This is a genomic window from Nocardiopsis halotolerans DSM 44410 (assembly GCF_000341065.1).
Classification (GTDB): domain Bacteria; phylum Actinomycetota; class Actinomycetes; order Streptosporangiales; family Streptosporangiaceae; genus Nocardiopsis; species Nocardiopsis halotolerans.
Window position 1 is genome coordinate 1 of sequence record NZ_ANAX01000277.1, and the last position, 11,390, is coordinate 11,390.

Annotated in this window: 10 protein-coding genes and 1 pseudogene; 6 read left to right on the forward strand and 5 right to left on the reverse strand. The window is 69.8% G+C overall.

The window, feature by feature from the left end; translation table 11 throughout:
• Positions 1 to 11: 11 nt before the first annotated feature.
• The 4 genes from D455_RS33140 (at position 12) to D455_RS0121015 (ending at position 2,869) form a co-directional block, all read left to right on the forward strand.
• Positions 12 to 161, forward strand: coding sequence for a DUF1731 domain-containing protein (locus tag D455_RS33140; RefSeq protein ID WP_275040903.1), 150 nt, complete (start codon positions 12 to 14; stop codon positions 159 to 161).
• Positions 162 to 171: 10 nt separating this feature from the next.
• Positions 172 to 876, forward strand: a complete 705-nt coding sequence (gene lipB / locus D455_RS0121005; RefSeq protein ID WP_017572658.1) for a lipoyl(octanoyl) transferase LipB — start codon at positions 172 to 174, stop codon at positions 874 to 876.
• 96 nt (positions 877 to 972) lie between these two features.
• A complete protein-coding gene (gene lipA / locus D455_RS0121010; protein ID WP_017572659.1) occupies positions 973 to 1,926 on the forward strand; it encodes a lipoyl synthase in 954 nt (317 codons plus the stop codon).
• A gap of 217 nt (positions 1,927 to 2,143) precedes the next feature.
• Positions 2,144 to 2,869, forward strand: coding sequence for a DUF4191 domain-containing protein (locus D455_RS0121015; protein WP_017572660.1), 726 nt, complete (start codon positions 2,144 to 2,146; stop codon positions 2,867 to 2,869).
• Positions 2,870 to 2,959: 90 nt separating this feature from the next.
• Here the strand turns inward: D455_RS0121015 and D455_RS0121020 are convergent, their stop codons facing one another.
• The 5 genes from D455_RS0121020 to D455_RS0121040 all read right to left on the reverse strand — a co-directional run bounded on the left by D455_RS0121020 (position 2,960) and on the right by D455_RS0121040 (position 7,675).
• A complete protein-coding gene (locus D455_RS0121020; protein ID WP_017572661.1) occupies positions 2,960 to 3,184 on the reverse strand; it encodes a helix-turn-helix domain-containing protein in 225 nt (74 codons plus the stop codon).
• Entirely contained in the window at positions 3,184 to 3,840 is a 657-nt protein-coding gene (locus D455_RS0121025; RefSeq protein ID WP_017572662.1) for a DUF2975 domain-containing protein, read from the reverse strand. Before D455_RS0121025 ends, D455_RS0121020 begins: the two co-directional genes overlap by 1 nt.
• A gap of 174 nt (positions 3,841 to 4,014) precedes the next feature.
• The gene (locus D455_RS0121030; protein ID WP_017572663.1) at positions 4,015 to 5,388 is read right to left on the reverse strand and encodes an LCP family protein; all 1,374 of its coding nucleotides are present in this window, start codon (positions 5,386 to 5,388) and stop codon (positions 4,015 to 4,017) included.
• A 197-nt stretch (positions 5,389 to 5,585) separates the two neighbouring features.
• Positions 5,586 to 7,019 (reverse strand): LCP family protein, encoded by a 1,434-nt coding sequence (locus D455_RS0121035; protein ID WP_026122844.1) that lies wholly within the window; start codon positions 7,017 to 7,019, stop codon positions 5,586 to 5,588.
• Positions 7,020 to 7,195: 176 nt separating this feature from the next.
• The gene (locus D455_RS0121040) at positions 7,196 to 7,675 is read right to left on the reverse strand and encodes an RDD family protein (RefSeq protein WP_026122845.1); all 480 of its coding nucleotides are present in this window, start codon (positions 7,673 to 7,675) and stop codon (positions 7,196 to 7,198) included.
• 327 nt (positions 7,676 to 8,002) lie between these two features.
• On the opposite strand from D455_RS0121040, the pseudogene glnA reads away from it, so the two are divergent.
• Positions 8,003 to 9,431, forward strand: a pseudogene (glnA, locus tag D455_RS31195) (type I glutamate--ammonia ligase).
• A 152-nt stretch (positions 9,432 to 9,583) separates the two neighbouring features.
• The coding region (locus D455_RS0121060) for a bifunctional [glutamine synthetase] adenylyltransferase/[glutamine synthetase]-adenylyl-L-tyrosine phosphorylase (protein ID WP_017572669.1) at positions 9,584 to 11,390 on the forward strand (1,807 nt) is incomplete at its 3' end.

Sequence of the window (11,390 nt, forward strand, 5' to 3'; positions counted from 1 at the left end):
TGCGTGCGACCCTGGGCGACTTCGCCGAGGAGACGGCCCTGATCGACCTGAGGGCCGAGCCCGAACGCCTGGCCAAGGCCGGTTATTCCTTCGCGCTGCCCACCATCGGCAGTGCGCTTTCCGACATCCTGGCCAGACCGGCACACTCCTCCGGGGCGTAAGGTGGGATGTGTGAGTGATCTCGTTTACGCATGGCTGGGCGACACTCCCGTCCCGTACCACCAGGGCTGGGATCTCCAGAAGCGGCTCCACGAGCGCCGCGTCGCCGATGAGGTGGCCGACACCGTCCTGTTCCTGGAACACGAGCCCGTCTACACCGCGGGAAAGCGCACCGGGAGGTGGGATCGTCCCATCACCGACCCCGGGGCGCCCGTCGTGGACATCGACCGGGGCGGCAAGATCACCTGGCACGGTCCCGGACAGCTGACGGTGTACCCCATCGTCCGCATGCCGGACCCCGTGGACGTGATCGCCTACGTCAGGATGCTGGAGGAGGCCATCATCCGCACCATCGCGGAGTACGGCCTGACCGGCAAGCGGGTGGAGAGCCGTACCGGGGTGTGGCTGGACGCCGACCCCGAGCGCGGCCTGATCGAGCGCAAGGTGGCCGCCATCGGCTGCCGGATCGCCCGAGGGGTCGGTATGCACGGACTCGCGTTGAACTGCAACAATGACCTGTCGTGGTACGACCGGATCATCCCGTGCGGGATCACCGACGCCGGTACCACCTCGCTCTCCGTCGAGCTCGGGCGCGACGTGACCGTGGCCGACGTACGGCCGCGTATGGAACGGCACCTGGCGGACGTCCTCGGCGCGGAGGGATACAGCCACACCGACGGCGCCGATCTGCTCCCCGGCGCCACCGCCCGTGGATGACACACCACACCATGAGCCAGTCCCCGCGGGGACGCGGTGCCCCCACGAGGGGCGGAAGGGTCCCCGGCACGGGGCACAGAAGGGAACGGGTTCACGTTGACCATCGCTCCTGAGGGCCGCAAGCTGCTGCGCGTGGAGGCGCGCAACAGCGAGACCCCCATCGAGAAGAAGCCGCCGTGGATCAAGATCAAGGCGCACATGGGGCCCGAGTACACCGAGCTCCACTCCCTGGTCAAGAGCGAGGGCCTGCACACGGTCTGCCAGGAGGCCGGTTGCCCCAACATCTACGAGTGCTGGGAGGACCGGGAGGCGACGTTCCTCATCGGCGGTGACCAGTGCACGCGGCGCTGCGACTTCTGCCAGATCGCCACCGGCAAGCCCACCGCGCTGGACCGCATGGAGCCGACCAAGGTCGCCAACTCCGTGAGGAAGATGGAGCTGCGCTACGCCACCGTCACCGGTGTGGCCCGTGACGACCTGGAGGACGGCGGCGCCTGGCTGTACGCCGAGACCGTCCGCAAGATCCACGAGCTCAACCCGGACACGGGCGTGGAGCTGCTCATCCCGGACTTCAACGCCGACCCCGACCAGCTGGCCGAGGTGTTCGGGTCGCGTCCGGAGGTGCTGGCGCACAACGTCGAGACGGTGCCGCGGATCTTCAGGCGGATCCGTCCGGGCTTCCGCTACGAGCGCTCCCTCCGGGTGATCACGGAGGCCCGCGAGGACGACCTGGTCACCAAGTCGAACCTGATCCTGGGCATGGGCGAGACCCGTGAGGAGATCAGCGAGGCGATGCGCGACCTGCACGAGGCCGGTTGCGACCTGCTGACCATCACCCAGTACCTGCGTCCCTCCAAGCTGCACCACCCGATCGACCGGTGGGTGAAGCCGGAGGAGTTCGTGGAGCTGGCCCAGGAGGCCGAGGAGATCGGCTTCGCCGGTGTCATGTCGGGTCCGCTGGTGCGCTCCTCCTACCGCGCTGGCCGCCTGTACAAGCAGGCCAGGGAGAAGCGGGACGCGGAGAACGCCGCGCTGGCGAACAACGCGTAACGGGTTTTCCGCCCGAGTCGTGACCAAGCTGGAACGGTGGCCCGCTGGCCACCGTTCCTCACATACGGGCAGGTCCACATATCCTGGTGGGGACAGGCGCCGTCGGTGGCGCCGCAGAGGGCGCCGCACCCAGGACGACCGCGAAGAGGAGGCAAGGCAGCCCAGGGAGGGTCCCTCCCCGCCGAACCGGCGTCGGCGCACGCTGCCTGAGAGCACGATGGCGAAGAAGCCCAAGGGTTCCCAGAACACGGCCCAAGGCAAGGGCGGGGCCGAGAAGCAGCCGGGCCGTCTCAAGCAGATCGGCATGGTCGCCAAGGTCGTCCACCAGCAGAGCCCCCGCAGCATCCCGCTCGCGGTCACCGCGGCGGTGATCATCCTCGCGGTGTTCATCGGCATCGGTGTCTGGACCGGTTCGTGGATCCTGTGGCCGCTGACCGGTCTGCCGGTCGCCTTCCTGGTGGGCTTCATCATCTTCACGCGCTCCGCGCAGCGCGTCCAGTACAAGATGCTGGACGGGCGCCTGGGGGCGGGGATGGCGATCCTGGACAACATGCGCGGCAACTGGGTGGTCGAGCCGGGGGTCGCGGCCAACAAGCAGATGGACGTGGTGCACCGCGTGGTGGGCCGCCCGGGCGTGGTCCTGGTGGGCGAGGGCGACCCGAACCGCCTCAAGGGGCTGATCGCCGGTGAGAAGAAGCGCGTCTCCCGCGTCGCCTACGACACGCCCATCTACGACTTCAAGGTCGGCAACGGCGAGGACCAGGTACCGGTCTCCAAGCTCCAGCGCACGCTGGTCAAGCTGCCGCGCAACCTGGACAAGGCCGGGACCGCCGAGCTGAACTACCGCCTCAAGGCGCTGCCCTCCAAGATGCAGATGCCCAAGGGCCCCATGCCCAAGGGCGCCAAGATGCCCAGGGGCATGCGCGGCCAGATGGGCGGCTGAGTCCGGCCGGGTCCGAACGTCGAAGGGGGCCGTCGCACCGGGAGGTGCGGCGGCCCCCTTCGTGCGGGGTCGGGGTGTGGGGACCCGGGCTCAGTCCGGTTCGTAGCCGATCAGGTCGCCTGGCTGGCAGCGGAGTTCGCGGCACAGGGCGGCCAGCGTGGAGAAGCGGATCGCCCTGGCCCGGCCGTTCTTGAGCACCGACAGGTTGACCACGGTGACGCCGACCCGCTCGGCCAGCTGGGTGAGGGTCATGCCGCGCTCCGCCAGGAGACCGTCCAGGTGGACGCGGATACCGGTGGCTTCCTCGGGCGGCATCAGACGAGCCCCTCCACGTCCGCGCGCAGCTGGGTGCCCCGGCGGAAGACCTCGGCCAGGGCGGCGAGGACGGACCCCACCAGGACCAGCGGCAGGATCCCGCCGTCGAGGCTGAGGCTGAGGGTGAGGGTGACGGCGGTGTCCGTCTCCACCACCCGGTATGCCAGCTCGGCACCGGTGAGCGCCTCGGTGAGGGGAACCAGGAAGGCGCAGACGATGACGGTCAGGGCGATGGCGAACATGCGGCGGACGTTGGCGGGGATGAAGGGGTCGCCCTTGGCCAGCGTCATGGCCATGCGCAGGAGGAGGTAGCCGACCAGCCCCGCGGCCAGCGCGGTGAGCAGTTCGGGGGCGACCAGCAGAAGGCGCTCGGCCACCGAGGGATCGTGGAAGGTCAGCACCATGTTCTCGACCCCCTCCACGGTGACGTCGCCGTGCGTGGCGACGTCCACCGGCGGCGGGGGCGTGTCGGAGGGCAGGGGGCGCGTGAGCACGTTGAGCCCGGCGCTCGTGTCGGCGGCCACGAACCCGGCGCCCCAGACCACCAGGAAGAGTGCGTGCACCGCCTGGGCACCCAGGAAGACCACCAGGACGTACCTGAGGAGCACGGAGTCCGCTCTGGACCAGCGGGGGGACAGCGCCCGGCGCAGGGACATGACAACCTCTTTCTTATCGTTTGTCGATAATAACGATAAACGATAAGCCCCTGTCTGTCACACCATCGGCGTCACGGAGCCTTCCGCGCACACGCGAGAGGCCCCGTGACGCCTGCTGCGGCGTGCACGGGGCCTCGGTGAAGCCTGTGGGGTCTCTGTGGGGCCTGCGGGGTCCTACTCGCAGCTGACCTCGTCCTCGGCGGCCGAGGAGACGCCGAGCCCTGCCAGGGCACCGTCCTCCCCGCCTCCCTCCGACGAGGAGGTTCCGTCACCAGCCAGGCCTTTCCAGTCGCTCTGCGCCATGACCAGCTCCAGCTCCTCGCCCATGTCCGGCACCTCTTCGAGCCGGACGGTGTCGAGCACGGCGGCGAGGGCCTCGGCCTCGGCCTGCTGGTCGGGGCCGTGGTAGATGGTGCTCTGCTCCGGGTCGCGCAGCTGGGGGTTGCCGATACCGGTGACGTTGAAGCCCCGTTCCGTCAGGAGTCCCCGGAAGACGTCGGCCAGACCGGACTCGACAGTGCCGTTGAGTACCCGAACGGACACGTCCCCGGGCGCGACGGCGGGCTCCTCGGGCTCCTCCGCGGAGTCCTCCCCGCCCTCGCCGCCCTCCTCCTCGGGCAGCACGTCACCGGAGGCGACCGCTTCGAACAGCTGCTGGGCGGGTTCCTCGTCGAGCACGACCTTGTACTCGTTGCTCGGGGCTTCGAGAACCGGGGCGGTCACCATGTTCATCCGGCCCAGGTCGACCTCGCGCATCGCGATGGCCAGTTCGGCCATCTTGTCCACGGTGAGCCCGTCGTCGGTCACCATGCTGTCGGTGACCGAGCCCAGGAAGTCGTAGAGCGTGGTGGGGCTGGACAGGGTCTCGCCACTGGTGACCTCGCGGAGGATGGCGCCCATGATCCGCTGCTGGCTCTCGATCCGTTCCAGGTCGCTGCCGAACTCGGTGCTCTTCCGGGAGCGGGCCAGGCCCAGGGCCTCCTCACCGTCGAGGGTCTGCACTCCCGCGTTCAGGTTCAGATGCGCCTTGGGGTCGTCGATCGGCTCGGGGATGCACATCTCCACCCCGCCGAGCGTGTTGACGATGTTCTCGAACCCGGAGAAGTCCACCATCACCATGTGGTCCAGGTGGATGTCCGTGATCGTCTCCACCGTGTTGCCCAGACAGTCCATGCCGCCGTACGTCGCGGCGTGGTTGATCTGGTCCCTCGTGCCCGCCGCCACTCCGGGGGCGTCGCCGTTCGCCGGGCACTCGGGCAGCGAGACGATCGTGTCACGCGGCAGGTTGACCATGGTCACGGTGTCCTCGTCCACGTTGACGTTGACGACGACCAGGACGTCGGGGCGCTCTCCCTCTGACTCGTTGTCCACGCCCAGGAGCAGGATGTTGTGGATCCCCTCCACCTGTGCGGGGCGGTCTCCCCAGGCGTCGGTGTTGATCTCCTCGGTCTCGATGCTGAGGACGTCCTGGTAACCCGCGTACGCGGTCAGACTGCCCGCGATGAGCAGTCCCGTCGCTCCGCACGCCGCCCACTGGCCGAGAGACATCCTCCCGGCCAGGGCCGAGGACAGTTTTCTTGGAGCCACGAGGCACCTGCATTCGGTATGGGACAGGGACTGTCCGGCCGGGGATGCGGAACGCGCCGCACTGTGCGCGCGATGACACGGACGTAACGGCCGGATGGTACCGGAACGGTACTTACCCTGTCAGATCGTGACCAGCCACCAGAAGTTCGGTCACACTCTCAGCAGGCGCTCTCCTCCGTCCTCTCCGCGGTGGTCCCGCCCAGGTCCTCGGTGATGGAGACGTCGGACTCGGACCCGCTGCCATCGGCGAAGCCGTCCCAGTCCTGACCGATGACCAGTTCCAGGTCCTGGGCCAGGCCCGCGACCTCCTCGGTGACCGCGTTCGCCAGCGAACCCGCCAGCAGGTCGGCCGCCGCCTCCTGGCCGGGCGCGTAGTAGACCGTCGTCTGCGCGGGGAAGCGCACCACGGGGTTGCCGTTACCGGTGACGTCGTAGCCCTCCTCCAGGAGGGCGACCTCGACCTCGCCCGCCAGGCCGGTGACACCGGTGTTGTTGAGGACCTCCACCGAGATCTCGGAGGGGGCGGGCCCCTCGGCGTCGTCGGACTCCTCGGAGGCCTCCTCTTCCTCCTCCTCGGATCCGGCGAGGGCCTCGCCGGAGTTGATCGCCGCGAACAGCTGGGAGGCCGCGGGCTGGCTCAGGGCCAGCCGGTACTGGTCGGTGGGGTGCTGGCCGTTGGGCGCGGTGACGAACTGGACGTTCCCGAGGTCGACCTCGCGCATGGCGATGGCCATGTCGGTCATGATGTCGACGGTCAGCTCCTCGTCGGTGGTCACCGAATCGGTGACGGCGCCGAGGAAGTTGGTGATGGTCACCGGGCTGGTCATGACCTCGCTGCTGAGCACCTGACGCAGCATCGCGCCCATGAACTCCTGCTGCCGGTCGATCCGGGACAGGTCGCTGCCGTCGCCCTGGCCGTAGCGCGAGCGCACGTAGCCCAGCGACTCCTCGCCGTTGAGCGTCTGTGTCCCCGCCTCCAGCGACAGTTTGGCCTTGGGGTCGTCGATCGGGGCGGGGATGCACATCTCCACGCCGCCGATGGCGTCCACCATGTCCTTGAAACCGCCGAAGTCCATCATGACGAAGTGGTCCAGGTGGATGCCGGTGATCGTCTCGACGGTCTTCCACTGGCAGCCGACACCGCCGTAGGTCATGGCCGAGTTGATCATGCCGCTGTGCGCGCTCATCCCCTGGTAGCCCTCCACGGCCTCGCACGCGGGCAGGTCCACGATCAGGTCGCGGGGCAGGTTGACCAGGGTGGCGGCACCGCTGTCGACGTTGATGCTCGCGATGAGGATCGTGTCGGGGCGCTCGCCCTCGGCCTCCCCGTACTCGGCGTTCTCCCCCGACCGGATGTCGGAGCCCAGGATGAGCAGGTTCATCACGCCCTCGACGCTGGTCGGCCTGTCCCAGGCGTCGGTGTCCACCTGCGCGGTGGTGATGTTGCCGACGATGCCCTGGTACCAGCCGTAACCGCCCAGGCTGGCGATGATGGCCAGCGCGGTGGCAGCGCAGGCGATCCACTGGCCCGCCGACATGCGGATGGCGTTCAGCGCGCCTGAGGGGCGGGGGGCGGAGCGTTTTCCAGCCATGCGAACCTTCGGAGGGGTGCGGCGTGCGTGGGAGAGCAGAGGGCGCGGAGCGCCGTACGAGGGGGGGTTCGGCCCGTTCCCGGGCCAGGCGATGAACGGATGCTAACAGCAGCTCGCGGCGGGTGCGCCCACCCGCGCACCGGGCCCTTCCGCCGCGAAGGACCGTCCGTGACGGCTCAGTAGCGGGTGGCGACCGTTCCGGCGGCCCGGTCGTGCAGCCCGCGGGTGTCGCGGTCGTAGATGACGGCGGGGATGACCAGGCACAACAGGAGGGTGCGCACCGTCATGGAGACGAACCACGGCCAGGAGCGCTCACCGGTGGCGGTGATGCCGATCCCGACGAGGCGGCGGCCGACGGTGGTGCCGAAGAGGGTGAGCAGGAGGATGTTCATGAACGCGAAGACGACCAGGGCGGTGTTGCTGACCACCGGGGCGACCTCCTGCTGGGCGGTCAGGCCCGAGCCGACCAGTCCCGCACCGTGGGCTCCCCAGGCCAGTGCGACGGCCAGCACCCAGTCCAGGGCGAGGCCGGCCAGGCGCCGGAGAACGCTGGGAACGGAACCCGCGCCGTTCTCGGGCAGACCGAACCGGTTGCCCCGGTACTGGAAGTCGTCCCCGGCCGCCGCGGTGGCCGCGTCCCGGCCCTTGTCACTCATGCCCTCCACGGTATCCACCTGGCGGAAGACCCCGTACCCGGATCGCCCGAGCGGACGTGAGCCCCGCGGCGCGGGGCCGTGGCGGGGACCACGACCAATGCTGTCCCGCGCCCCTTTCCGCCCCGTACGGAAGGGAAACACCGGGTCAGAGGTGGTGGTCCGCGGAAACAGCCGGGTCCGTAACATGCAGGAAACAATCGAGACATGGCGTGGAAACTCCCCGCTCCTAGCTTCGTTGACGAAGCCGGGAGACGGCGCGCGATCCGACGTGTCCGCGATGGGGCGGGCCCCGGTCCACCGTCTCAGCCACCTGCACGGAGGTTCGTTTTGTTCAGCAGCGTCGACGAGGTGCTCGCCTATATCCGGGACGAGGACGTCAAGTTCCTCGACGTCCGTTTCACGGACCTGTTCGGAGGCGTGAACCACGTTACCCTCCCGACCGAGAACGTCGACGAGTCGACGTTCACCGATGGCCAGATGTTCGACGGCTCCTCGATCCGCGGCTTCCAGGCCATCCACGAGTCCGACATGCTGCTGCTCCCGGACCTGAGCACCGGCGTGCTGGACCCGTTCCGCAAGCACAGGACGCTGAACATGACGTTCTTCGTCCACGACCCGCTGACCCTGGAGTCCTACAGCCGCGACCCGCGCAACGTGGCCCGCAAGGCCGAGGCCTACCTGCGCGGCTCCGGCGTCGCCGACACGGCCTTCTTCGGTGCCGAGGCCGAGTTCTACATCTTCGACGACGTCAAGTTCGAGACCCGCTCCAACACCGGCTACTACGAGATCGACTCGATCGAGGGCGCCTGGAACACCGGTTCCACCATCGAGGGCGGCAACCGCGGCTACCGTCCCCGTTACAAGGGCGGCTACTTCCCGGTCGAGCCGGTCGACCACTACAGCGACCTGCGCTCGGACATGGTCCGCTCCCTGATCGACTCCGGTGTGGAGGTCGAGCTCCAGCACCACGAGGTCGGCACCGCGGGCCAGGCCGAGATCGGCATCAAGTTCGGCACCCTGCTCCACCACGCGGACCGCGTGCAGCTGTACAAGTACATCGTCAAGAACGTCGCCAACGAGGCGGGCAAGACGGCCACCTTCATGCCCAAGCCGCTGTTCGGCGACAACGGCTCGGGCATGCACTGCCACCAGAGCCTGTGGAAGGACGGCGAGCCGCTGTTCTTCGACGAGTCCGGCTACGGCCAGCTCTCCGACACGGCCCGCTACTACATCGGCGGTCTGCTCAAGCACGCCCCGGCGCTGCTGGCCTTCACCAACCCGACGGTGAACTCCTTCCACCGCCTGGTGCCCGGCTACGAGGCCCCGATCAACCTGGTCTACAGCCAGCGCAACCGCTCGGCCTGCATCCGCCTGCCGCTGACCGGCTCCAAACCCNCCGAAGGCCAAGCGCATCGAGTTCCGCGTTCCGGACCCGTCGGCCAACCCGTACCTGGCCTTCTCCGCCATGCTGATGGCCGGTATCGACGGCATCAAGAACAAGATCGAGCCGCCGGAGCCGGTGGACAAGGACCTCTACGAGCTGCCCCCGGCGGAGGCCCGGGCCATCAAGACCGTCCCGGCGTCGCTGGACGAGGCCCTGGAGGCCCTGGAGGCCGACCACGAGTTCCTGCTCGAGGGCGGTGTGTTCACCAAGGACCTCATCGAGACCTACGTGGACTTCAAGCGCACCGAGGAGATCGACTCCCTGCGCCTGCGCCCGCACCCGCGCGAGTTCGAGCTCTACTACGACATCTAGGACGTGGGGGCCTACCGGGGGGTGCGTCCCCCGCGCCCTCCCCTCGGGGCCGGTATCCGTTCGGGTACCGGCCCCGTCCCGGCTCCGGAACCGGCCCCGCCCACCGGCCGGGCCGTTACCGTTGACGCGTGGCAAGGGACGGAACGAGCAACATGACGGCAGGCGCGCTCGCCAGGCGCGGTTTCAGCGACAGCACCCGGGCCCTGCGGTTGATGGAGGAGGCCGGTCTGGACGCCCGGGCCGACACCGACGTCATCGGCGCCCTCGCGGCGGCTCCCGACCCCGACCAGGCCCTGCTCGGACTGCTCCGGGTCCTGGAGGCCGACAGCGACCCCGCCGAGGTCCTGGACGCGTTGCGCGAGGACCGTGAGCTGCGGTCACGGCTGTGCCTGGTGCTGGGCAGCAGCTCCGCCCTGGCCGACCACCTGGTGCGCCATCCGGGCGACTGGCGGGAGCTGCGGGGCGCCGACGCCGCCCGCTCCCCCGAGCCGGAGGAGGTGCGCCGCGGCCTGATGCACACCGTGGGCGCCGACCCCCACAGCCCGGCTCCGACCGCCGATCTCGCCGTGGTCGGGGACGGGTCCGTCACCGACCTGCGACACCTTCTGCGGGTGGCCTACCGCAGGCGGGTGCTGCGTCTGGCCGGGCGCGACCTGAGCGGTCTGTGCACGGTGGACGAGGTCGCCGCCGAACTGGCCGACCTGGCCGCGGCACTGCTCGACGCGGCGCTGGCGGTGGCCCGCGCCGAGCACCCCGGGGACGCGGAGCTGTGCCGCCTGGCCGTCATCGGCATGGGCAAGTGCGGCGGTCGCGAACTCAACTACGTCAGCGACGTGGACGTGGTGTTCGTCGCCGAACCGGTCGGGGACGGGGGTTCCGAGGAGCCGGTGGACGACCAGGCGGCGATGCGCGCGGCGACCCGGCTGGCGACCGCGATGATGCGCGTCCCCTCCGCGACCGACGCCGAGGGCCTTCTGTGGGAGGTGGACCCGGCGCTGCGCCCCGAGGGCAGGAACGGGCCGCTGGTGCGCCCGCTGTCGGGGCACCGCGTCTACTACGAGCGCTGGGCCAAGACCTGGGAGTTCCAGGCGCTGCTCAAGGCGCGGCCGATCGCCGGTGACGCGGAGCTGGGCCGGGCCTACATGGACGTGATCTCCCCCATGGTGTGGGAGGCGGCGGGCCGCAAGGACTTCGTGGAGGACGTGCAGGCGATGCGCCGCCGGGTGGTGGCGCACATCCCGGCCGGTGAGGCGGAGCGGGAGCTCAAGCTGGGCCGGGGCGGGCTGCGCGACATCGAGTTCTCCGTGCAGCTGCTCCAACTGGTGCACGGGCGCACCGACGACCGGCTGAGGTCGGGCAACACCCTGGAGGCGCTGGCGGCGCTGTCCGCGCACGGGTACGTGGGGCGCCGCGACGCCTCGGGGCTGTCGGAGGCCTACCGGTTCCTGCGGCGGCTGGAGCACCTGTTGCAGCTGGACCGGCTGCGGCGCACGCACCTGATGCCCGACCCCGCCTCGGAGGAGGGACCCGACCAGTTGCGCCGCCTGGGTCGGGGGCTGGGGATGACCGTGGACCCGGTCAGGGAGCTGACCGACGCGCGCCGCCGGGTGTCGTCGGAGGTGCGACGCCTGCACGAGAAGCTGTTCTACCGTCCGCTGCTCAACGCGGTGGCGAAGCTCCCGGAGGAGGAGGCGCGCCTGTCTCCGGAGCAGGCCAGGGACCGCCTGGAGGCGCTGGGGTTCGCCGACCCCGGCGGGGCTCTGCGCCACCTGGAGTCGCTGACCTCGGGGGTGTCGCGGCGGGCGGCGATCCAGCGGACGCTGCTTCCGGTGATGCTGGGCTGGTTCTCCGACGCGCCCGATCCCGACGCGGGCCTGCTGGGCTTCCGGCAGGTGAGCGAGGCCCTGGGCACCACTCCGTGGTACCTGCGGCTGCTGCGCGACGACGTGCGGGTGGCCG